We start from the raw sequence: 22,559 nt of genomic DNA, 5'->3' as shown, positions 1-22,559 counted from the left end.
TCCCTGGTCGGCGTCGCGTCCAGGTCACAGCTCACGCCCAGCAGGGCCGAGTCACTGCGCGCCGTGCCCCAGGCCGTTGACACACGCCCAACACCACCCTCGCCATAGTTGAGTCGGCCTGGGGCACGGTGTCGGGATTGCTCTCCGGTCCGTTTCCCCCAGACCTCTCGCCCAACCCGCCGTGCGCCTTTCGACGCAACGGGCTCTCCACGGGTGTCTGTCGTGAGGCGTGGTTGTGCAGCATCCAGGGGTTGGGATCTTGTAGCCTTGGTATCGGATGATCGGCACCGAGGCGATGTTGAACAGGACGATCCCGCCCGCCGACGGTCGGCGCCACCGGCCGCCTGGGCCGGTGAGGTGTCGGCGGACGTCTTTCCACCTTCAGTGGCCGGATGCTGCGCGATCGAACCGAGTGGCTCATCGTGGCGGCGTTCACCGTCAACAGCACGTTGATTTCGCGGTCGAGCGCATCACGGACCCATGGCCTTTTGGGGATCGGCCGTCTTCGTCACGTGCCCGGTGGTAGTGGTCGGTGCGTGGCTGGGGATAGCCCAGCACCGAGCGACACGCTGGTTTCCGGCGCAGGACGCTAGCCGCCTTCCTCGCACCCTCATACCCCTAACCCAACCCCGCTGCCAACGTTGAGGAGCCGACCCACCCGCCCCTCGCGGTCCTCTCTCGCCTGTCGCGGGCAGCCACGGTCACTGGGCACACCCGGCCGGAGGGGCGGGGACCAGCACCAACGGCCGCCGCGGTGCGGCCCACCGCTGCGCACCGCTTGCGTCAGAAGTTGTCGCGGCCGATGAATTTCTGCTCGAGCAGTTCGGCGGACCCGGTCACCAGCAGGAGGGGATCGACGAACTCGTTGATATCCAGGTTGGTCAGCGGCAGCGAGTGCCTGAGCACGACGTACTCGCCGATGACGGCGACCCCGCCGACCACGGTCGTCAGGCCGACCTCCGCCAGCACGGCGCGCAGATCCACCTCATGGACCCGGGCGAACGGGCTGGCGATCTGCACCCAGTCCTCGCGCCGGTCCAGGATCTCCCGCGCCACCACCACCATCTGGGTGCGCTCCGGCTGATTGTCGTCGTCATCGGTGTGGTAGCGGAGCAGAATCCTGATCTCATCAGGCTCATCGCCAATGATCTCGTACTCCTGCCGGATGAATGCCACGAGCTGAGCCCACGTTGCCACCGATGCCCCTTCCGTTACCACGCATTCAAGCACGAGCGCCCGCGCCGAGGGCACGCACGTAGCGATCGGTGACAGCGTCCTGGATTCGGCGTCCGAGCGGGCCGGCGAGCTTGGCCAGTGCGCTGGCCGGGCGGGAGAATGCGGTGATCGTGAAGGTGACGGAGCCGTCGTCGTGCCGCTCGAGTAGGAACAACTCCTCGCCGGACTCGGGATGACCGGGCAACGTGCCGTAGGCGAAACCTCGGCGCCTCGGCTCGTCGACGACGTAGACGACGCGGCAGGGCGCCCGAACCGCCAGCCATCCGATTCCGATGCTCAGCTCGACGACGGCGTCGGGCGTGGCCCGGTCACCGGACGCGGCCACCCGAAGACCGGCGCGCCGGTGCGCCTGCCAGTGGAGCAGGTCGTGTGTCACCGTGTCGAAGTCGGTGCCGGCCGGGAGACGTCGGGTGCGGTTGACGCTGCGGTAGCCCTGCGGCATGGTTCCGGCCGTCCGGCCCACCTCGGGGTACGTCAGCCGGGCAGCGCGCAACTCCGCGACCCGCTCGGCCGCGAGCCGTTCGATAGCCACGCCCATATCCTCGTGGACGTCTGCACACAACCGACAAGACCCATCGTGCCGCGTCCCACCGCCGCCCGTGACCTGGACCGCGTTGAGAAATGTCTAGGCGATGGTCAAGCGCTCGCGCGGAAAGCTTCGGACGCGGAGCGATCGGTCGAGCCTCGGTAGTCCCGACCCGGGCGATTTCACACGTTCACTCAAGAACTGGTTTTAGTAAGAGCCGTCCGGGGCCAGCAGTGTCGCCAGTCGGGTCCGGAGGGGGTGCGTCGCGGCGGCCTTGGCCAGGTGCCTGCGCACGTCCGGTTCGGCCAGAGCGGGCAGCGCGAGGACCCGGCGCTGGGCATGTGGCGACATGGCGGCCACCGCGGTCAGCAGTTCGCCGACCGCGCCGTCGTCGATGGCCGTACGCAGCAAGGTGGTCAGCGTCTCGTCGTCGGCCTCGGCGGCGTAGTCGGCCAGCCGGCCGCGGAGCCGGTCGTCGTCCAGCCGCCCGATGAGCGCCAGCCCGGCCGAGCGCAGATCGGATGGTCCGGCCAACGCGCACGCCACGATGCCGCGCAGCCGCTCGGCCGGCAACACGGCGACGGCCCGGGTCAGCCGGGCATCGGACTCGGCGTAGAGGCCGATCCGCAGCAGCGCCTCGTCGCAGACGACCGCGGCCACGTCCCGGACGACGCGCTCGCTTGCCACGTCGAGCAGCCGACCGAGCGTGATGAACTCGCCGCGGCGGACCAACTCCCGCACGACGGCCAGCACCCGCTCCGGGTCGATGCGACTGATGAGGGGCCCCGCTCGGCGCGGATCCAGGTGCACGCACCCCTCGGCCAGGTAGCTCACCGGCATCCGGTTGGCCAGCTCGGCGGCCCGGTCCGGAGGCATCTCGCCGGCCACCCGCGCGGCCAGCAACGGCGAGAACGCGCGCAGCGTGATCCTGACGTTCAGCGGTGTGGGCAGCACACCCGTGATCGCGGCAACCCTTTGGAAGACCGCGCGGTGCTCGTCGTACAACGCGTCGACCACCCGCTGGCGAAGCTGTCGGATGGCGTCGCGATCCAGCGCCGCCGCGAACGTCACCCGCTCCGGGGTGGTGCCCAACGCCCCGGCCAGCTTGACCAGCTCAGCCGCACTGGCCAGGTCGCGCCCCATCGATCAGCGCTCCAGGAGCTTGCCGATGCTGCCCCGCAGCGACGCCGGCATCTGCGCCAGCGCCGCCTCCGAAGCCGCCGCCAGAGCGCGGGCCTGACGCTTCTTGGCGGCCACCAGCGCGTCGTGCAGCTCCGCCAGCTCCCGGTCGGACAGCACGTCAAGAGCCCGCGCGTCCCCACCCAACCAGGCCCTCAGCACCTCTCGCTCATCACTGCGCATACCAGACCCTGTCACGCCCACCGGACCAGGCCATACCCGGATCCGCCAACCATCGACGAACCGGCACCCGTATCAGATACCACGAACAACTGAGTCATCGCTCCCCGAGCCCGCGTCATTGCGCGTCGCCGGATTCGGCACGGAAATCGTCGCCACCGCTCGTCTGGCGATCTCGGCGTCGATGGGGTTCAGGTCGGGGATCAACCGGGAACGCGGGTTCCACCAGCGAAAATCCAGCGCCTCGTCGTTGACGGTGAGGGGCGGGGCGACGCTCAGGTCGGTGCGGTACACGGCCGTGTACTCCCGGCGTTCCGGCCGTTTCAGGTCTACCTCGACGATCATGGCGAAGACCAGGTCCTCGGTCCGGATGCCGGTCTCCTCGGCCAACTCTCGCACCGCGGCCTGCCGGGCGGATTCGCCGGGTTCGCGCATTCCGCCGGGAAGCTCCCATTGGCCGCGCCACCCGTTGAACATCACCAACACCGTGTCGGCGAGGGTGACCACGACCAGGGACGCCGGCATGGGCAGGTGCTCGGCCAGTACCACCAGCTGATCCTCGGCAACCACCCGGACGGCGACCAGAGCGTCGCCGGCCGGATCTCGCAGCGGAAGCGCGGCCACGATGCCAGCGGACCACACCGCGACCCGGCGTACCACCGCCGCATGCCCGAACAGGATTGGTTGGTTGCCCGAACGGACATGACCGGCTCCGCGGGTGAATCATCGCCCGGTTTTGGTGCTCTGGTATTGACGTGAAGAGTTCGCGCGGGGGCAGAAGTCGGGCACGACGGCGGGTCGGGCGGCACCATCTCGGGGTGCCGGCGCCGGGCCTGGAATGGATCATGGTGGCCAGGCCGGGCAGCGGCGGCAAGCACCGGGTCTCGATCGGACCGGGTAGCGGTCTGCTCGCGGCCGGGGTCGTGCTGCTGGCCGCGTCGGCGGCGGCGCCGGTGCCGCCGCCGGCCGATCAGCCCGGCGCCGGCGGGATGGCCGGTGCTGATCCGCGGGCGGTGCAGCACCGGTGGTCCGAGCCGCGCGTGTTCTACCGGGCCGACCAGGCTCCGGTGCCGCCCGCGCCGGCCACGGTCGAGGCGGGCACCACGACCGACCTGGACGATTCCGGCGCGGTGATCCCGGCGGTGTTCACCGGCGACATCCCCGCCACGGTGCTCGACGCCTACCGGCGGGCCCGCGACGCGATCAACGTCGCCCAGCCCGGCTGCCACCTCCCGCTGGAGCTGCTCGCCGCGATCGGCAAGGTCGAGACCGGGCACGCGAGGGGCGGGCGGGTCGACGGCCACGGCACCACCGTGCGTCCCATCCTCGGCCCGGCGCTCGACGGCCGCGGATTCGCCGCGATCCCCGACACCGACGGCGGCACGCTCGACGGCGACACCACGTGGGACCGCGCCGTCGGCCCCATGCAGTTCATCCCGGGCACCTGGCGGCGCTGGGCCGCCGACGGCAACCGCGACAACCGCGCCGACCCGCACAACGTCTACGACGCCAGCCTCGCCGCGGCCCGCTACCTGTGCGCCGCCAACCGTGATCTCGGTACCCCGCAAGGACTTGACGAGGCCATCCTCAGCTACAACCACTCCACCAGCTACCGCAACCTGGTGCTGCGCTGGATGGCCACCTACGCCGGCGGCGCCGTCGCAGTGCCCGACGCCACCGACCTCACGGTCCCGGTGCTCGACGTCCCGCCGAGCACGACCCTCACCCCGCCGACCGGCACCACCCCGCCACCCACCTCGACCACCCCGACCCCGCCGAGCACCACACCCACGCCCCCGAGCACCACACCCACGCCGCCGAGCACTACACCCACGCCGCCGAGCACCACACCCACCATCCCGCCGCCGAGCACCGACCCGGCACCGCCACCCACCCAACCGAGCCCACCTCCGGTCACCGATCCCGCTCCACCGCCCAGCGAGCCACCGCCCACGACCACACCGTCCAACCCGGTCGGCGATCTGGTGTGCGGAGTGGGAGATCTCGTCGGCGGCCTCCTCGGCCCGGTGCTGCAGCCCTGCTCGCCGTCGGAAGGCTGACGAATCCCCGACGTCCACATTGGACAAGATCCGGCCGGTCCGCCAGGCCGCCTAGGTCGGCGGTGGCTCGATGTCGCATTCGATCGACCGGCCTGCCCGGGCGGCGAGCACCTGGGGATGGGCCGCACCGAGCAGGTTCGACCACGCCTCGAGAGCATCACCCGCGGGCGCGGGTGGCGACGTGTGATCCACCCGTTCTCCCCGGGCCAGGGTGATGTTGACCGCGCAGGCGAGCGTGTCGGGATGGGTCGGGCCGCGCGTGGCCCGGGACCTGGCGAGGACCGCCTCGGCCACGTCCACCGCCCGGCGCACGTCCCCGAGCCGAGCCAGGTCCACCGCGAGATTGTGGTGGGCGCACAGCGTGTAGGGATGGTCGTCACCGAGCACGCGGCTCAGCTCGGCCGCCGCCTGCTCGTCGCGCCGACGCGCACCGTGCAGGTCGCCGAGCGCGCGCGAGACCGATGCCGAGTTGACCAGGACGGCCAGCGTCATCGGATGGTCCGCCCCGAACAACCGCTCGCAGCCGCCGAGCAGCTCCGGCATCTCCACGCTCGCCGTCCCGAGATCCCCCACCGCGAGCCGCGCATTCACCAACGAGATCCCGGCGGCGAGCGTGTACTCATGACTCGGCCCGAACCAGGTCTCGAAGTCGCGCCGGTTCTCCTCGGCGAGTCGTAGAGCGTTCTCCAGTTCCCCCAACTTCCGCAGCGCCATCACCTCGGTTCGGACCGCCAGGAGCACGCCGTGATGCTTCGCGCCGACCACCGCGCGGTACGCGGGTAATACCGCCCGCACCTCGCTGAGCGCGTCGGCGTACCGGCCAAGCCCGAACATGTCCCGAGCAAGGTTGCTCCTGGCGAGCAGCGTGCGCGGATCCCGTGCTCCGTGCGTATCCGCCCACTGCCGGGCGATTTCGGTATCGATGTCGTACGCGTCAGCGAACCTGCCGAGCAGCCGCAGGCTCACGGCGATGTTGTTGCGCAGCACACGGAGCTTGTCCTGGTCATCGGCATCCTCGCGGCGTTGCCGCCCATAGCTGGCCTCGTCGACGGTCAAGGCGTTGGCATAAGCCCCGGAGATCCTCAGGTCGACCGCTCGGCTCCGCTCCAGGTGGGCGATGTATTCGACCTGCGGACCGAACTCCGGGTGATTCTCCAGGTATGTCAGCCCCTCAAGCGTCGCCTGCCGCGCGGCGGTGTAGTCACCCAAGGTCCGCAGGGCATTGGCCAGGTGGTACCGGGCAAGGACATAGAAGTGGTGATCGGGCTCCGACGAGCCGTCGCGCATTGTCGCGGCCACCAACCGCTCCGCCAGCGCCCGGCTCTCGGCGTAGTGGCCGACCCGATACAGGTAGCGTGCCTGATCCAGGGCGACCCGCCGGACCTCGAAGTCCTCGGCGGTGATCAGATCCGCGGCGGTGACATGTGGCCCGACTTCGGCGTAGTGGCCCCAGAATCGGGGTGCGTCCGGTTCAGCCGGGTTCGCGGCGGCGAGAATCGCGTGCACGTTTGCTCGGCCACGGTCCAACCGGGTCTTGCCGAGCCATAGCTTCAGTACACCTTGAAAGACCCTGTGCACCTGGATGCGCATCGGGTTGCCGTCCGGGTCGGCCTCGACCACCGTGGCCAGGCCATACCGGCGCAGGTCTCGCACCGCCGAGTTCAGTGTCGGAGCGTGCCGGAGTGTCTCCCGCAACGGTGATGTCACCGCGCCATGCCTCCCACTGCGCAGCAGGGCCAGCGACAGCGGTTCCGCGCTCAGCCACGCGAAGAGCTCCAGCAGTTGCGCCGCGGCAGGGGCCGCGTCGGCAAGCCGGCTGAAGGCCACGTTGAGGAACCCGGGCACCGTTGCCGGGTAATGCGCCACCTTGTTCCGGTCATCCGACAGGATCGCGTGCATCTGCTGGTCAAGATCGTCGAGATAGGTCGCGACCTGGACGCCGGTGGCGAGATGCCACGCCACCTGCTCCACGGCGAGGGGCAGATCGCCCAGGCGCTCGGCGATCCGGTCCGCATCGGCCTCCTCGAGGTTGGCGCGGTCGCGCAACAGGCGAATGCTCTCGCCGCGCTCGAACACTCCGATCTCAAGCTGTGAGCCATGTTGCTCCCAGTCAGGATCCCGGGAGGTGGCAAGAACATGGCCCGCCTTCGGCACGGGCAGCGGCGGTAATGAGTCCAGCGACTCGACGTCGTCGAATACCAGCAGCCAGCGCAATGCGCTGTGCCCCAGCGCGTCCATCACCTGTGCCGGCGGATGCTGCATGTCCTCGCTGCCTGGCAGCTTCAACCGGGCGCCGAGCTCGGCGATCGACGCCCGAAGCTGTGACGGGTACTCGGACGGTATCCACCAGACGAGATCGTAGTGGTCACGGAAACGGTGGACGTACTCGATTGCGAGCTGGGTTTTCCCCACGCCCCCGATGCCGGTGAGGGTCAGAAGGGGTACACCGGTCCGGAGAATTTCGTGAATGGTGCGGACCAGGTGTTCCCGACCGATGAACCGGATATTGCGCGGCGGCACCTCGCCGACGTGCACGGCGACCGGCGCCACGGTCGTGGCGACCGCGCCGGACGGCACGGTTGTCGCCGGGGCGGGAGCCGGTGCGGTGGTTGTCGCCGCATTGGCGACGGTGGCGAGCCAGAGCTGGTGAAACCTTGTGACCTCGCCGGAAACGTTCGGCCGGTGCACGGCGACGCCGGCGAGGTGGCGAACCACGCATTCGAACTTGGCCCAGCCCGGTACGCTTTCGCCGCGTAACATCTGGCTGACGGTCTCGTGGCTAACGGTGTCAGGCAGGTCATTCCGTCGCCGAATCGCATTGCTGATCGTTCGCATGCTCGGCATGCCGGCATCCCGATAGAGATCATGCAGAGCGTGAACGAGATCGCGAAGCGGGCCCGGCGGCAGGCCGTCCGGTCGTGGGACCCCCTGCGCCATGCTTCACGTCCAGATGCGCGGCATGTCAGATACCGTCAAATCATGTCAGGCAACCCAGGTCACGACAACGGCTGACACCAAAGTACGTCAGTTATTGTCCGGCACAGTCCATAGTTGGCTCGGCCGGGCCGGCTCTCGGGAGAATTGTCCACATGGGTGCGGGTGGCTCCTTGCCGAGAAATGGTGAGCTCCGGTACGGGCTCGTCGTGGCCGTCGACCTCGAGGGTTTCAGCAAGCTCGGTGTTCTCGACCAACGAATGGCCCAGACGCGGCTCGGCCAGGTGTTGGAACGGGCCGCCACCGGGGCCGGGCTGTCCCGCGCGGGTTGGTACCGCCAGCCGCGCGGCGACGGGGAACTGGCCATTCTCCCGGGCGACACCGACGTTGCGTTGGTCGTGGCGCAGTTTCCGCACCTGCTCGAGCAGGCCCTGCGGGAGCTGCGTTCGGACTCCGTGCGGCATCCCAGGCTGCGCCTGCGGGTGGCGATGCATTACGAGCCGCTGTCGGCCGGCGAGTTCGGTCCGGTCGGCTCGGCGCCGATCGTGGCGTGCCGGCTGCTCGACGCGCGGGCAACGAAGGCCGCGCTGGCCGCCGACCCGGCGCACGACCTGGTGCTCGTGATCTCGGAGAAGCTGTATGACGAGGTCGTTACCACGCGGTTCCACGGTCTGGAGCCGCGACGATTTCGGCGGATGAGGGCGACGATCAAAGGGGTGACCTATCGGGGCTACCTGTGTCTTGGTACGCCCAAATGGGTGATGGCTGCTCGGGAGGATCTGGCTCATCCAGCGCTACAGTGACCCGAGTGGCGGAGTAGGTGAGCGAACCACCTGCGACGCTGGGAACGCGGTCGGGTGTCGGTAGGCTGCGCCGCTGATGGACACGGTCAACGCGGCGCCGGTTCTTGCCAACACATATCGGCGCCAGCGTGTTCTCGAGCAATTGCACGACGGATACGGTTCCGCCGTCGCCTCGAATGAACTCGGTTCGGACGGCAACCGGACGATAGTCGACATGTGCATCCAGCTGGTCGCCATGCCCGAATTGGTGAGCGTCGGTGAAGTTCGTCGGCGCCGGTGGTTCCGCGTCATGCCGAGGTGATCGGCATCACCTTGAGGGCCATGCGGTTCTTCAGTCCAGCGCCCGATCCCCGACGGGGCGCTTCGACCGGTCGGACCGCGCACGGCGCGCCGTGCCGATCGCTCCAGCCGGTCCGCCGACCACGCCGAAACAACCGACCGACGAGCAAGGAGAAGGTCCCGAGACCGATGACGACGACATCGCTGGAGGCGTTGTGGGGACGCATGGCGCCTTCCTGAGAGCTGGTGACCTCCTGTACGGGCTCGTTGTGGCCGTCGACCTCGAGGGTTTCAGCAAGCTCGGCGTTCTCGACCAACGAATGGCCCAGACGCGGCTCAGCCGGGTGCTGGACCGGGCCGCCGCGGGGGACGGGCGTTTCTCGCGACACGTGGTACCGCCAGCCGCGCGGGGACGGAGAAATGGCCATCCTCCCGGGCAACACCGACGTCGCCTGGGTCGTCGCGCAGTTTCCACACCTGCTCGAGCGGGCGCTGCGTTCGCATTCCGTTCGGTATCCCCGGCTGCGCCTTCGGGTGGCGATGCACTACGAACCGCTGTCCGCGGGTGGCGAGTTCGGGCCGGTCGGCTCGGCGCCGATCGTGGCCAGCCGGCTGCTGGACGCGCGGGCGACGAAGGCCGCTCTGGCCGCCGAACCGGGGCACGACCTGGTGCTTGTGATCTCCCGGAAACTGTTTGAGGAGGTTGTGGCCACGCGGGTGCACGGTCTGGAGCCGCGGCGTTTTCGGCAGATGCGCGCCACGATCAAAGGAGTGACCTACCACGGCTACCTGTGCCTTGGTACGCCCCGTGTCTTGGTACGCCCGAGAGAGTGATCGGTTCTCCAGCGGATTTGGCTCATCCGGCGCTACAGTGACCCGAGTGGCGTAACGCGACGGAGTGAGCGAGCGACACAACTACCCGCGAAGCAGGGGGCCGCGCTCGGTGTCGGTAGGCTGCGCCGCGCGATGAGCGAGGTGAGCGGTGGCGCGTGAGGCGGAACCACGGGAGTCGGTGGCTCCCCGGCGCGGGCTGTCCATACGCGACAAGACGCGGCTGATGGATGCGGTCAACGCGGTGCCGATTCTTGCCGACACATATCGACGCCAACGCGTTCTCGAGCAATTGCATGACGAGTACGGTTCCGCCTTCGACCCAAAAGAGCTCGGTTCCGACGACAACTGGACGATAGTGGACGCGTGTATCCAGCTCGGCGCCATGCCCGAGTTGGTGAACGTCTTGAAGTTCGTCGGGGACGAATCGCCCCAATGGCGCCGGCTCGAACAATTGGTACGAGAGCTATTCCCGCCCTCGCCGGAGCCGGTGACGCGGGAGCTCGACGAGCGGGTGCACTCGCTCCTGGCGCCCATACCCGACGACATCACCGCGGCGGTCCTGCACCATGATGCGTTCCGCTCGCACACCACGCTCACGCCGGCGGATCCCGGCTCGGCGATCGACGTGTACCACCGGCTGCGCACTCAGCCGGATACGTTTCCCCTGCTCAGTTTCCTCGAGGTGATAGGGCATCACCTCGAGGGCTACACGGTTGTGGAGCTTCATCGCCTGATCGACGACCTGGCGCTTCGGTCGGGCCTCACCGCGCGTGTTCGCGAGCTGTGCCAAGAGCTTCGGGCGGCCCCGCAGCGCACGCCGGACCAACCGATCGACGAGCAAGGAGAAGGTCCCGAGACCGATGACGACGACATCGCTGGAGGCGACGTGAGGTCGCCAGTTGCAAGGCTCGACCCGTTCACCCGCGTTCAGCGTGTCCCGCCAAAGGTGTGGGGTGGCGTGCCGCCGCGAAACAGCCACTTCACCGGTCGGGAGGACGTTCTCGACCATCTCCACCATGCGCTGCGGCAACATGCCCAGTCGGCGCTGGTCCCGCAGCCGCTGCACGGTCTCGGCGGGATCGGCAAGAGCCAGGTCGCCGTGGAGTTCGCCTACCGCCACCAGTTCGACTACGAGCTCGTGTGGTGGATCCAGGCGGACGACGAGCCGTCGATCCGACGTTCGCTGGTCTCGCTCGCGCGCCGCCTCGGGCAGGCCGAGAGCGAGGACGTCGACGAGACGGTCGACCGCGTGCTCGATGCGTTGCGGCTGGGAAATCCCCACGAGAACTGGTTGCTGATCTACGACAACGCTCCCGAACCGGCGACCGTCCAGCGGTACCTGCCAAGTGGTCCCGGGCACGTGCTTGTGACCTCGCGCAGCCGGAGCTGGGCCGGCCTACCCAACGCCATGGAGATCGACGTGTTCACTCCGGAGGAGAGCGTCGCACTGCTCCGTGAGCGTTGGTCGGGCCTGACCGACGAATCGGCGCTGGCGCTGGCCGAGCAGCTGGGCCACCTACCCCTCGCGTTGGAGCAGGCGGTCGCCGTGCATGAGCAGACCGGCATGCCGCTGGCCGACTACCTGCGCGCGCTGGCGAGCAGCCCGCGCATCATCCTGGACGAGGGCACCCCGACCAACTACCCGCGCACCGTGGCCGCGGCGCTCGGACTCGCGTACGACAGCATCAAGGCGGCCTCGCCGGCCGCTGCGTATCTGCTGCAGCTGTGCGCCTTCATCAGCTCGCATCCGATCGCGATCCCGATGCTGATCAGGGGACGGCACGCCCAGCCGGTCGCCGAGCTGCGCGACGACCTCCTGCTCCGGCGGGCCGTGCGCGATCTCGGGCGCAATGCCTTGGTGCAGCTCGATGTGAGCCGTGACTTCATCCGGGTGCACAGCCTGATCCGCGCCGTGCTGCGGGACAGCATCCCGCCCGAGGAGCGGGCCGCCGTCCAGCAGACCGCGCACGCGGTGCTGGCCACCGCCAACCCGGGGGAGCCCGACGATCCGAGCACGTGGACGCAGCACGCCCAGATCGCGCCGCACGTGGTGCCGGCCGGCATGATCCTCTCGCTGGACCCCGACGTCCGCCGGGTCGTGCTCGACCAGATTCGCTACCACTGGGCGATCGGCGACTACACGACCAGCCGGGATCTCGGCCGGGCCACGGTCGACTCGTGGCGGGCCAGCTGCGGACCCGACGATGAGCTGACCCTGTTGGCGGCGCGGCAACTGGGCATATCCACGCGCATGCTCGGCAGGTATCGGGAAGCCCGTGACCTGATCCAGGACACGCTGGACCGGATGATCCGAACCCTCGGCCCCGATCATGAGCACAGCCTGGCCACGGCGAACACCCTGGCGGCGGACTTCCGGCTGGCCGGCGAGCTCCGCGAGGCCTTCCGGCTCGACGAGCACAACCTCGAGCGGCACCGCGCGGTGCTCGGCGAGCGCGATCCGGCCACGTTGCGGGCATTGAGCAACCTGGCCGTCGACTTCCGGATTCTCGGTGACTCCCGGAAGGCCGCCGAGCTCGACGAGCAGAACATCGAGCTACGCAAGGACATCTACGGAGCCGACCACCCCAAGACGCTGTTCTCGTACAACATGCTGATTCGCGACCTCTACGCGCTCGGGCAGTACCAACGCGGTCTCGCGCTCGCCAGGGAGAAGATGCCGATCTACGAACAGAAACTACCGCCGAACCACCGGGATCTTTTGCTGGCCAAGCGCAATCTGGCAATTCTGCTGCGCATGGCCGGTCACTACCTCGAGGCGCTCGAGCAGTCCAAGGCGCTCTACGACTCCTGCCGGCGCAAGTTCGGAGACCACCACGAGCACACCCTGTCGGCCATGGTGACCTTGAGCAACGCCCACCGGGTGACCGGCGACATCGCGACCGCGTTGCAGTACGGCCAGAACGCGCTGACCGGCTACCGCGAGGTGCTGGGCGAAACGCACGTGTTCACCTTGGGCTGCCAGATCAACGTGGCGATCGTGCTGCGTCTGCTCGACCGGCGCCGTGATGCGAACGCGCTCAATGATCAGGCGCTGACCGGGCTGGTCGCCTCGCTCGGCGAGGATCATCCGTTCACGCTCTGCGCCGCCAACACCAAGGCCAACGGGCTGGCCGCGGAGGGGCGGGTGGAAGACGCCAAGGCACTCGGCGAGCAGACCCTCGCGCGCTCGCGCCGGGTCCGTGGGGAGCACCACCCGAGCACCCTGGCCTGTGCGGCGAACCTCGCCTTCGATCTCGAGAAGCTCGGCGACCTCGTCGAGGCCAACCGGCTGCGCAGGCAGACCCTTGATCAGCTCGGCGTCCAGCTCGGCCTTGATCACCCGGAGACCACCAACGCGGGTGTCTACCGCCGCATGGAGTCCGATGTGGAGGTTCCGCCCACGTAGCGGGACACCAGCTCCGCCAGCGGGTTCCGGACGGCGCCGGCCCCGTTGGCCACCGCCGGCCAGGCCGCCCTTACCAGCTCGGGCCGGGCGGCGAGTGGGGACAGCGACGGATCGACGCACAGCCTGCCGTGCGCAACGGACAGCGACGCCCAGACCTCCGCGGCCATCGCGCCGCCGGCGATCTGGGCCAGCCGGGTGGCCTGCGTCTCGGCGTAGTCACCGGTGAGCAGGGACAGGTCGGTGGCATCCGTGCCCGGGTAACGCAGCCCGACCTCGCCGGCATCCGCGAGCGCCGCCACGGAGTCCGGATCCTCCACCAATGCCGTGGCGAGCCGGAGCAGCGGGCTGTCCCCGCCGGGAGCTCCGGTCACCGTGGTGCGATCGACCGGAGCGGGCGGCGGGGAGATCGGCTCGCCGCGTAACCACTCCGTGGCGAGGGCGCTGACCTCGGCGGGTTCCGGTACCACGTGCCGCAGCCGCCACAGCGCGCGGTGCTGCGCGGTCAGATCCGCGGCGATGCGGCGGACATCGTCGGCCAGCCCGGCATCCGGGAGCCGGTCGATCGCCACGCCCAGGGCGGCGACCAGCGCGGTGCCGGTCCGGGTGAGCTCCGGGCAGCCGGCGAGTATCCGGTGCCCGATCCGCAGCTGGCGCACGGTCCTGGCGTACGTCAGCTCCGCGCCGCGCCCGGCCGTCGGCCACTCCCGGCTCCAGAAGTCCGCGACACCGAGGAAGGCGGCGGTCGCCTGGAGGAGGCCCGATGGACTCCTGGGATCCTTGCGCCACGGCGAATACCACAGGTCTCCGGCCGAGGTCCGGTACAGCGGCACGAGGTCGTGCAGCGCGTAGAGCCGGAAATGTTGGACCTCGTGCACCAGCGTCGCGGTAAGCCGGTCCGGACTGCTCGGCTCGCTGAGCGCCACCGCTCCCGGAGCGTTGGCCGAACTGGCGCTCAGGCCGCCGAACCGGCCGCCCCGGTCCAGCGGCACCAGGCATCGAACCGACGCGGCCACGGTGGTCAGCCAGCTCGGGTGCCGTTCGGCCAGGATCGCCCACGCGGCTTCGAGCTGCCGCCGCCACAGCTCGACTTCCGCGTCCGGCACGCGTTCCCGGACCGGCAGGCCGAAGCAGCGCCAGTACGGGTCGGTCTCGTCGAGCATGACCGGCATCGGGGCCGGAAGGACCCGGACCGGTTGCCAGTCCCGGGGTGGCGCGCCGTCCAGCAGTATCGGACGGCCCGGCCCGCAGGTGGCCAGCGCCCACGGCTCCGGCCGTTCCACCACCGCGCAACCGAGCGCCGGCAGCGCCACGACCCCGGCGCGCACCGGCACCAGGACCTCGATGTCCACATCGGACTGTACGGCGGCCGCCGCGGCGACGGATCCCAGGTGTGCCAGGTGCACCCACAGCGGCGTGGCCGACGCCGACGCCGGCCGCGCGAGCCGGCGCAGGCAGTCCGCCGCCCAGGCGCCGACCTGCGGCCCGGACAGCAGGCGGCTGACCGCGCCGGGATCCCGCCGCTGCACGGCGGCGAGCGCCGCGAAGCTGTGCCGTATCCCGGCGACCTCGCCGGCGTCGGGCGCCCGCTGTTGCACCAGATCGAGAATGGCGCGCAGCTGAACCAGTCGCTTGCTCACCTGACCGGCCCACAGCACGTCGATCTCCGACCGGTCGCCGGCGCCGCCGATGGACGAGACGAGGCCCGGCGGCAGCACGTGGGTTGCGGTCAACGGGCCACCCCGGCGAGCAGGTCCGCCCGGACCCGGCGAGCCACGTGCCGGATGAGCCGTTGCAGGTCCGGGCAGTACACCGAGGGGTTGCGGAAGCCGTGGCCGGCGCGGAAGCGGTGCGGATAGCTGCCGCCGCCGCACACCCGCACGAGGGCGCAGCGTCGGCACTCGTCGGCGAGCGCCGCGCTGCCGAGTTGCCTGGCGCGCACGTCCGGGTGGCGCAGCACCTCGTCTACGGTGTGCTCGAACACGTTCATGCCGGTCTCGGGCTCGCCGGGCCGCGTGGACTTCAACGAGTCGTCCTGCTGGTAGGAGCCGTCGGTGTCGATGACGAGGTAGCCGACCGGCCCGGCGCCGATCTGCTCGGTCCGGCTGCGGCCGCCGAGCAGCAGGTTGACCAGCTCCGCGAACAGCCGGACGGTGGTCTCCTGGCGCGGCGCCCCGTACCACCGGTCGAACACCGCGATCAGCCAGTCCGCATACGGCGTGCCTGGGTCGCCGGGCGCCCGTCCGGGCGGCGGCGCCGACCAGTTCCCGTGCGGGAGCAGGAAATCCACCGCCGGAGGGTCGAACTCCAGCAGTGCCTCGTACGTCTCGACGGGCTCGTGCTCGACGTCGATCACGCAGAGCAGGCCGGCATAGCGGTCCCGGTGCTCCGGCCGACGGAGCAGTCGGATCGCCCGCACGGTGTCGGTGTAGCTGTCCCGACCGGCGGGCCCGATTCGGTGCCGGTCGTGCTGCGCCGGGGTGCCGTCGAGGCTGACCCCCACCCGAATTCCGTGCCGGGCAAACATTTCCAGGAACGAGGCGTCCAGGAGAACGCCATTTGTTTGTATCCGCAGATCCAGGACCGTGGTATTCGGCAATTCCCGCCGAATCGCCGTCGCCACCTGGTCGAGCAGGTCCCGGCCGGCGAGCAACGGTTCCCCGCCGTGCAGCACGACCTTCGTGGTGACCTGCCGGTGCGCGGCGGCGTGTTCCCCGATCCGCCCGGCCACCGCCCGCACGGTCTCCGCGGAGATGACCACCGGGCGGGACCGCCAACTCTGGTCCGCCATCGTGTACACGTAGCAGTAGTCACAGGCGAGGTTGCACCGGCTGGCCACCTTCAGCACATATTCGGCAATCGGCACAGATCCTGGATCAGATGCTCGAGTCATGACCGGAGACCACGGTCGAGCTCGTATCCTTGCTTTCCCTGAGTATTCGCCGGATCGAGTGGGCCAGCGGCGCGTCGCCCAGCGAGGGAAGCTCGTCCAGCGACCGACCGGTGAGATCGACCAGGTCGCTTTCCGGCTCGACAGCGGAGTCGTCCACCGCACCCCCTCGCCATGTGGGCCACCGACACCCTCGTCTAGACCATACTTCGTGTCCGACGTCTTTCCCACTCCTGGAATCGGTCGCCGGTCGCGTTTCCGATCATTTCCGGGGTGGCGGACCGGTCAGGGCCTGGGAGATCTGGTCCGGCGTGAGCCGTTGCGCGCTGACGTAGTAAAGAACGGCGCCGGCGGGAAGCTGGATGTGCCAGTCCGGGTTGACCAGGAGTTGGCCGTTGGTGCGGGCGGCGAGCACGGTGGCGCCGTGGCGGCGGCCGAGCGCGGTCTGGCACCGCTCGACGAGGATCGGGCCGAGGGATTCGGGAAGCCGCGCCGAGTAGGTGTTGACGCCGCCTTCGGTCATCAATTCGGTGTAGACGTCGGCGATGCCGGGTGAGGTCAGCTCCTCGGTGATCATCCGCGGGGTGTGCCACTGCACGCAGCGGATGCCGGCGTTGATCCGATGCAGCAGCACGGCGCGGTCCAGGTCGCGCAGCGAGACCACAATGTGCACCGTCGGGTTGAGGTGGTGCACGGTCACGGTGATCGCCAGCGACTCGTTGTCGTCGCGCCCGTCGACGAGCACCGCGGCCGCGGTGGGCACGCCGGCGCGGCGCAGCGTCTCCTCCGCGGTCAGGTCGCCGCGGACGAAGTCGACGACCTGCTCGGGCATGGGATGCGCCGACACCGTCTCGTCCCACCCGCACAGCACCAGCCGCCCGGGGTTCTCGGCGAGCAGCTGGCTCACGATGCGCTCCGTGCGGCCGGCGACGTAGCCCAGCAGCACGGTGTGGCCCGACCCGGCCACCGAGATCGCCCCTTGCATGCGCCGTCCCTTCGCCCGCTCCAGTGCCCCGGCCAGCTTGGTGAACACGGTCGTCAGGGTCGCGATGCCGCCCACGATGACGTACGCGCCCACCACGTGGCCCCAACCCGTCTCCGGGAAGAAGTCGCCGTAGCCGACCGTGGCGGCGGTGACCACGAAGTACCACCAGTAGTTCGCCGGCCGGACCAGCGCGCTGCCGGCCGGCTCGACGAGCGCCATCAGCGGCCAGCTCGTCGCGAACACGAACACGATCACCGCGACCGGGGTCGCCCAGCTCAACGTCGTGAGCCGGGTGAGCAGTCGCAGCACGAAGAACGGCACGGCCCTCCCCGCGGATCGGTTCCGGACACCCTATGCCGTGCGGGACTCCCGGAGAGCGTCTGACGCCCTCAGGGAGTCCCGCACGGCGGCCCTTGGTCAGCCGACGGCCTTCAGGGCGTCGACCTCACCGGCGCCGTAGAAGCTGTTGTGGGCGGTGCCGCCCTGGCAGCTCTGCGGCGAGCCGTCGCTCTGCGGGAACGGGTCGTAGATCGACGTGTCCGGGCAGGGCAGCGGGTTGGTGTCCCGCTGGAGCCGGGCGGCGAGCGCGCCCGCGGTCAGGTTGGCGTGGCTGCTGAGGATCAGCGCCGCCACCCCGGTCGCGTGCGGGCCGGCCATCGAGGTGCCCTGCAGGTAGCAGTACTTCGCCCCGTTCTCGACCACCGTCCGCGCCGGCGGGCAGATCGTGCCGACCGATGAGAAGGTGGACAGCACCCGCCCGTTCGGCGCGGCCGCGGTCACCTGCAGGATCGAGTCGCCACCCGGCGCGGCCACGTCGGCGGTCGAGATGCCGTAGGACGAGTAGAACGACTTGAGCCGCAGGTTGCCCGTCGCGGTCACCCCGACGACGCCGGGAACCTCGACCGGGACCACCGCGCAGGCGTTGGTGACCTCGCGCTCCACCTCGCTGCCGGGCGGGAAGTCCGGGCTGATCACGTCGACCCGTGGGTGCGAAAGGTCGGTGCTCTCGTTGCCCTCGGACGCGATCACCAGCACGCCGTTGGACTGGGCGAACCGGATGGCGCGCCGCTCGGCCTTCCAGATGGCCCGCTGCTCGGCGTCGTTGCGGCAGTTGAACAGCCACGGGTCGGCGAAGTAGCTGTTGCTTGTGACGTCGACGCCGTGGGTGCCGGCCCACATGAACGCGCAGACCACGGCCTCGGGGAAGAAGAAGCCGTCGGCGTTGCCCGCGCGGATCCCGGCGAGCCGCACGTTCGGCGCCACCCCGACCACGCCGGTGCCGTTGGCCGCCGCGGCGATGGTGCCCGAGACGTGGGTGCCGTGGCCGCTGAGGTCGTTGCCGACGGCGAGCGGCTGGGCCGCTCCGCTGGTGCAGTCGGCGCTGTTCGAGGCGTCGTAGTTGGGGGCGAGGTCCGGGTGGGTGAAGTCGAGCCCGGTGTCGATGCTGGCCGCCAGCACCGACCGGCTGCCCTGGTTGATCGCATGCGCCTCCGGAACATGGATCTGCCGCATGTCCCACTGCTGGCCGGACAGGCTGTCGCCCCACGCGGCCGGGTTGATCGCCGGCGCCGCGCCGCCGGACCCGGTGTCCGCGACCCGGGTCGCGAACCGGCTCGTCGAGGCGACGCCCTCGACGTTTCCGTTGCCGCGCAGCGCGGCGGCGAACCCGGCGCGGTCCGACCTGGCGATCACCACCCCGATCTGCGAATAGTTGGCCACGATGGTGCCCCCCGCCGCGGCGATCGTGCCCTGCGCCTGCGCGGTCGAGGCCCCCTCGCGGTACAGCACGACGTAGCTCGCCGAAGCGCCGTCGGCGATCGCCGCCGGCAACCCCGGCGCCGCACACAGCGCCGCCACCAGGCCGATCACGACCGGCAACGCACGCCGTGCGGTAAAACGGATCGAACGGTTCATAATGTGCCTCCACAGCGGGACGACCGCTGTCTTGTTCGGACATACGGCGGCCGTCACGCGCCGTGTATCGCTCCCACCTGCTCGGTTGTGTCAGAAAACTCGCAACCCCGGACGGAGTTGGGGCGTTCGCGTCCGCGCCCGGACGGGCTTCGGTAACCTTCTCGTGACCTGTCCGGCGGTGCCGTGCTGGTGGTGATGACGATCTCTGCGGGATCGACGAAGTCTCGAAATGGCCGGGTTTCCCGCCGCGGATTCCTGCTCGGCGGCCTGGGGGTCGGGATCGCGGGCGTCGACGCGTGCGGGGCGCCGGCCACGAATGCCAGCGGGAACTCGCCCGATCGGGTGCTGTCCGGCGAGGTGCTCACCAGCCCGCCTGCGGCGCCGGCGGAGACGGTGTCGGCCGAGCAGGTGCACTCGCCGGCACGGGGCGGGTCCGTCGAGCTGATCACGATCAGGCCGGCCGGGGTGGGCGGGCTGCTGCCGGTGTGCGTCGCGTTGCACGGCCGCAGCTCCGGCGCCCGGATGTTCCTCGATCTGGGCGTTCCCGAGCTGCTCGACCAGGTGGTGGCGGCCGGCGTGCGGCCATTCGCGGTGGCCGCGGTGGACGGCGGAGACACCTACTGGGTGGCCAAGGATCCCAAGGACGACCCGCAGCGGATGCTGCTGGAGGACCTGCCGCAGTGGCTGGCCAACCGCGGCTTCGCCAGCGCGCCGAGCGCGGCGCTGGGCATCTCGATGGGCGGCTACGGCGCGCTCAACTACGCCCGCAACCCCGGCCTGACTGCGGTCGCCGCGGTCAGCGCCGCGCTGTTCACCAACTGGCCGGATGCCAGGCTGCGCAACGCGTTCGCCGGTGAGGCGCAGTGGCAGGCCACTGATCCGCTGCGGCACGTCCAGGAGATCGCCCAGGTGCCGCTGGGGGTCTGGTGCGGGACCGGTGACCCGTTCATCGCCGCGAACCGGCAGCTCATCGACAAGGCGAAGCCGAAGGTCGCCGCGCTGGCGGCCGGCGACCACGACGCCGCGTACTGGCGCCGGATCCTGCCCGACGTCCTGCGCTTCATCGGCGCGTCCATGCCCTGAATGCCAGGCTTGACAGGTGCCCCACGATGATCTGGCCGCCGCGGCCGAGCTGCTGCGCGCCGCCGACGACGTCACGCTTCTGGCCCACGTCAACCCCGACGCCGACGCGCTGGGCAGCGCCCTGGCCCTTGGCATGGCACTGCGCCGGCGCGGCGCCGCGAGCAGGGTCTCGTTCGCCTGGCCCGACGAGATCCCCGAGACGCTGCGCGGGCTCGACCAGGAGGGCCTGGTGGTGCCGGCCGGCGAGCTGCCGGCCGTCCCGCGGCTCCTGGTGGCCCTGGACACCGGCAGCCTCACCCGGCTCGGTCCGCTCGGCGAGCGTGTCCGGGCCACGATCGCGGCCGGCGGCAGCGTCCTCGTGGTCGATCACCACGCGTCCAACACCCGGTTCGGCACCCACCATCTGATCGACGACCGGGCCGAGGCGACGGCCGTGCTCGTCCTCCGGTTGCTCGACGAGATCCCGGTGGCGCTGGACGCGCCGATCGCCCGGTGCCTGTACGCCGGGCTGATGATGGACACCAGCCAGTTCCGCCGGGCCCGGCCGGCCACCCATCACATGGCGGCCAGGCTGATCGAGGCCGGCGTGGACGCCGAGGCCGTGGCCAGGGAGCTGGCCGACTGCCATCCGTTCGCCTGGTTCCGGATGCTCGCCGCGGTGCTCGACCGGGCCCGGCTCGAGCCGGACGCGGCCGGCGGGCTCGGCCTGGTGCACACCGTGGTCCGGCTGTCCGATATGGACGGCGTGGGCCTCGAGGAGGTGGAGAGCGTGGTCGATCTGCTGCGCACCACGAAGGAGGCCGAGGTCGCCGCCGTGCTCAAGGAGACCGCGCCGGGCCGCTGGTCGGGGTCGCTGCGGGCGGTCGCCAAGGTCGACGTGTGCGCGGCGGCCACCCGGCTGGGCGGCGGCGGGCACCGGCTCGCGGCCGGGTTCACCGCGGAGGGCGAGGCCGACGAGATCCTCGCCGCGCTGCGGGCCGCGCTGGCGCAACCGGTAATGATCTGAGCACGATCGTGGTGTTGGTCCAGCATGTGCTCTAGATTGTCGGCAGAGTGCGGGCCGCAGCGCCCCAACGGTAGGAGGACTAGACCATGGCGACCGTGACCTTCGAGGGCGCGACCCGCTTCTACTCCGGCAACCCGACGCCGGCCGTCGACAACCTCGATCTCGAAGTCCAGGACGGCGAGTTCCTCGTCCTGGTCGGCCCGTCGGGCTGCGGAAAGTCGACGACGCTGCGCATGCTCGCCGGCCTCGAGGGCGTCGACAACGGCACCGTGTGGATCGGCGACCGGGACGTGACCAACCTGCCGCCCAAGGACCGGGACATCGCCATGGTGTTCCAGAACTACGCGCTCTACCCGCACATGACGGTCGCCGACAACATCGGCTTCCACCTCAAGATCAAGAAGGTGCCGAAGGCCGAGCGCAACGAGCGCATCCGCGAGGCGGCCAAGCTGCTCGACCTCGAGCCCTACTTGGAGCGCAAGCCGGCCAAGCTGTCCGGTGGCCAGCGCCAGCGGGTGGCCATGGGCCGCGCGATCGTCCGCCGGCCGCAGGTGTTCTGCATGGACGAGCCGCTGTCCAACCTGGACGCCAAGCTGCGCGTGCAGACCCGCACGCAGATCGCCAGCCTGCAGCGCCGGCTCGGCGTCACCACGATCTACGTCACGCACGACCAGGTCGAGGCCATGACCATGGGCGACCGGGTGGCCGTGCTCAAGGACGGCATCCTGCAGCAGTGCGACACCCCGATCGGCCTGTTCGGCAAGCCGAAGAACCTGTTCGTCGCCGGCTTCATCGGCTCACCGGCCATGAACCTGATCCCGGCCACGCTCTCCGGCGAGTCGGCCGAGATCGGCGGCCAGCGGATCCCGCTCACCCCGGCCCAGCGGTCCGCGCTGACCAGTAACGCGCTGGTCGTCGGCATCCGCCCGGAGGGCTGGGACATCCGCTCGGCCGGCCAGGGCGTCGACGCCACCGTCGAGGTCGTCGAGGAACTGGGCAGCGACCAGTTCCTCTACTGCACGGCCAACCTGCAGATGGTCTCCGCCGAGGAGAGCACCGACCTCAAGGAGGCCCCGCACACGATCACCGTTCGCGCCGCCGGGATGTCCCAGCGCGAGCGCGGCGAGAAGATCGGCCTGGTGCCGCAGCCGGGCGCGGTGCACCTGTTCGACGCCGAGACCGGGGAGCGCCTCCCCGACTGACCTTCGGACCGCGCGAAGGCCCCCTTCACTTGCGATGAAGGGGGC

At 70.2% G+C, this 22,559-nt stretch carries 21 protein-coding genes; 9 read left to right on the top strand and 12 right to left on the bottom strand.

Annotated features, from left to right (window positions below; genetic code table 11):
• Nucleotides 1-783 precede the first annotated feature (783 nt).
• From VGX25_RS06350 to VGX25_RS06330, 5 genes are all read right to left on the bottom strand, one after another.
• Nucleotides 784-1,197, bottom strand: a complete 414-nt coding sequence (locus VGX25_RS06350; RefSeq protein ID WP_326916675.1) for a hypothetical protein — start codon at nucleotides 1,195-1,197, stop codon at nucleotides 784-786.
• A 25-nt stretch (nucleotides 1,198-1,222) separates the two neighbouring features.
• A complete protein-coding gene (locus tag VGX25_RS06345; protein WP_326916666.1) occupies nucleotides 1,223-1,768 on the bottom strand; it encodes a DUF1990 domain-containing protein in 546 nt (181 codons plus the stop codon).
• A gap of 201 nt (nucleotides 1,769-1,969) precedes the next feature.
• Nucleotides 1,970-2,905 carry a hypothetical protein gene (locus VGX25_RS06340; RefSeq protein WP_326916665.1) on the bottom strand — a complete coding sequence of 312 codons (936 nt, stop codon included), beginning with the start codon at nucleotides 2,903-2,905 and terminating at the stop codon, nucleotides 1,970-1,972.
• A gap of 3 nt (nucleotides 2,906-2,908) precedes the next feature.
• Complete coding sequence (locus tag VGX25_RS06335; RefSeq protein ID WP_326916664.1) at nucleotides 2,909-3,124, bottom strand: hypothetical protein; 216 nt, start codon at nucleotides 3,122-3,124, stop codon at nucleotides 2,909-2,911.
• 72 nt (nucleotides 3,125-3,196) lie between these two features.
• Nucleotides 3,197-3,670 carry an NUDIX hydrolase gene (locus VGX25_RS06330; RefSeq protein WP_326916663.1) on the bottom strand — a complete coding sequence of 158 codons (474 nt, stop codon included), beginning with the start codon at nucleotides 3,668-3,670 and terminating at the stop codon, nucleotides 3,197-3,199.
• Between VGX25_RS06330 and VGX25_RS06325 the strand changes: the two genes are divergently transcribed.
• Nucleotides 3,653-3,880 (top strand): hypothetical protein, encoded by a 228-nt coding sequence (locus tag VGX25_RS06325; RefSeq protein WP_326916662.1) that lies wholly within the window; start codon nucleotides 3,653-3,655, stop codon nucleotides 3,878-3,880. The genes VGX25_RS06330 and VGX25_RS06325 overlap by 18 nt on opposite strands.
• A gap of 59 nt (nucleotides 3,881-3,939) precedes the next feature.
• Nucleotides 3,940-5,181: a lytic transglycosylase domain-containing protein gene (locus VGX25_RS06320; RefSeq protein WP_326916661.1), complete on the top strand. Its 1,242-nt coding sequence runs from the start codon at nucleotides 3,940-3,942 to the stop codon at nucleotides 5,179-5,181.
• A 51-nt stretch (nucleotides 5,182-5,232) separates the two neighbouring features.
• On the opposite strand, the gene fxsT (VGX25_RS06315) is transcribed toward VGX25_RS06320, so the two are convergent.
• Nucleotides 5,233-8,118 carry an FxSxx-COOH system tetratricopeptide repeat protein gene (gene fxsT, locus VGX25_RS06315; RefSeq protein ID WP_326916660.1) on the bottom strand — a complete coding sequence of 962 codons (2,886 nt, stop codon included), beginning with the start codon at nucleotides 8,116-8,118 and terminating at the stop codon, nucleotides 5,233-5,235.
• 206 nt (nucleotides 8,119-8,324) lie between these two features.
• Between fxsT (VGX25_RS06315) and VGX25_RS06310 the strand changes: the two genes are divergently transcribed.
• A complete protein-coding gene (locus VGX25_RS06310) occupies nucleotides 8,325-8,918 on the top strand; it encodes a hypothetical protein (protein ID WP_326916659.1) in 594 nt (197 codons plus the stop codon).
• 76 nt (nucleotides 8,919-8,994) lie between these two features.
• A complete protein-coding gene (locus tag VGX25_RS06305; RefSeq protein WP_326916658.1) occupies nucleotides 8,995-9,219 on the top strand; it encodes a hypothetical protein in 225 nt (74 codons plus the stop codon).
• On the opposite strand, the gene VGX25_RS06300 is transcribed toward VGX25_RS06305, so the two are convergent.
• Nucleotides 9,206-9,514, bottom strand: coding sequence for a hypothetical protein (locus VGX25_RS06300; RefSeq protein ID WP_326916657.1), 309 nt, complete (start codon nucleotides 9,512-9,514; stop codon nucleotides 9,206-9,208). The genes VGX25_RS06305 and VGX25_RS06300 overlap by 14 nt on opposite strands.
• 103 nt (nucleotides 9,515-9,617) lie before the next feature.
• Between VGX25_RS06300 and VGX25_RS06295 the strand changes: the two genes are divergently transcribed.
• Nucleotides 9,618-10,031, top strand: a complete 414-nt coding sequence (locus tag VGX25_RS06295) for a hypothetical protein (RefSeq protein WP_326916656.1) — start codon at nucleotides 9,618-9,620, stop codon at nucleotides 10,029-10,031.
• A gap of 148 nt (nucleotides 10,032-10,179) precedes the next feature.
• Nucleotides 10,180-13,437 (top strand): FxSxx-COOH system tetratricopeptide repeat protein, encoded by a 3,258-nt coding sequence (fxsT, locus tag VGX25_RS06290; RefSeq protein ID WP_326916655.1) that lies wholly within the window; start codon nucleotides 10,180-10,182, stop codon nucleotides 13,435-13,437.
• Here the strand turns inward: fxsT (VGX25_RS06290) and VGX25_RS06285 are convergent.
• From VGX25_RS06285 to VGX25_RS06265, 5 genes are all read right to left on the bottom strand, one after another.
• Nucleotides 13,395-15,167, bottom strand: coding sequence for an HEXXH motif domain-containing protein (locus tag VGX25_RS06285; RefSeq protein ID WP_326916654.1), 1,773 nt, complete (start codon nucleotides 15,165-15,167; stop codon nucleotides 13,395-13,397). The genes fxsT (VGX25_RS06290) and VGX25_RS06285 overlap by 43 nt on opposite strands.
• Nucleotides 15,164-16,300 (bottom strand): FxsB family cyclophane-forming radical SAM/SPASM peptide maturase, encoded by a 1,137-nt coding sequence (locus VGX25_RS06280; RefSeq protein ID WP_326916653.1) that lies wholly within the window; start codon nucleotides 16,298-16,300, stop codon nucleotides 15,164-15,166. The genes VGX25_RS06285 and VGX25_RS06280 overlap by 4 nt, the downstream gene beginning before the upstream one ends.
• A gap of 10 nt (nucleotides 16,301-16,310) precedes the next feature.
• Nucleotides 16,311-16,484, bottom strand: coding sequence for an FxSxx-COOH cyclophane-containing RiPP peptide (fxsA, locus tag VGX25_RS06275; RefSeq protein WP_326916652.1), 174 nt, complete (start codon nucleotides 16,482-16,484; stop codon nucleotides 16,311-16,313).
• Nucleotides 16,485-16,586: 102 nt separating this feature from the next.
• Nucleotides 16,587-17,630, bottom strand: a complete 1,044-nt coding sequence (locus VGX25_RS06270; RefSeq protein WP_326916651.1) for an NAD-binding protein — start codon at nucleotides 17,628-17,630, stop codon at nucleotides 16,587-16,589.
• 96 nt (nucleotides 17,631-17,726) lie between these two features.
• Nucleotides 17,727-19,223, bottom strand: coding sequence for a S8 family peptidase (locus VGX25_RS06265; RefSeq protein WP_326916650.1), 1,497 nt, complete (start codon nucleotides 19,221-19,223; stop codon nucleotides 17,727-17,729).
• Nucleotides 19,224-19,418: 195 nt separating this feature from the next.
• Here VGX25_RS06265 and VGX25_RS06260 point away from each other — a divergent pair, with 195 nt between their 5' ends.
• The 3 genes from VGX25_RS06260 to VGX25_RS06250 all read left to right on the top strand — a co-directional run bounded on the left by VGX25_RS06260 (nucleotide 19,419) and on the right by VGX25_RS06250 (nucleotide 22,514).
• Nucleotides 19,419-20,306 (top strand): alpha/beta hydrolase, encoded by an 888-nt coding sequence (locus VGX25_RS06260; protein ID WP_326916649.1) that lies wholly within the window; start codon nucleotides 19,419-19,421, stop codon nucleotides 20,304-20,306.
• A gap of 16 nt (nucleotides 20,307-20,322) precedes the next feature.
• Nucleotides 20,323-21,312 carry a DHH family phosphoesterase gene (locus VGX25_RS06255; RefSeq protein WP_326916648.1) on the top strand — a complete coding sequence of 330 codons (990 nt, stop codon included), beginning with the start codon at nucleotides 20,323-20,325 and terminating at the stop codon, nucleotides 21,310-21,312.
• An 86-nt stretch (nucleotides 21,313-21,398) separates the two neighbouring features.
• A complete protein-coding gene (locus VGX25_RS06250; RefSeq protein ID WP_326916647.1) occupies nucleotides 21,399-22,514 on the top strand; it encodes a sn-glycerol-3-phosphate ABC transporter ATP-binding protein UgpC in 1,116 nt (371 codons plus the stop codon).
• Nucleotides 22,515-22,559 lie beyond the last annotated feature (45 nt).

The organism is Actinophytocola sp. (genome assembly GCF_035942955.1).
Lineage (GTDB): Bacteria > Actinomycetota > Actinomycetes > Mycobacteriales > Pseudonocardiaceae > DASYTH01.
This window is presented reverse-complemented; position numbering and strand designations above follow the sequence as displayed.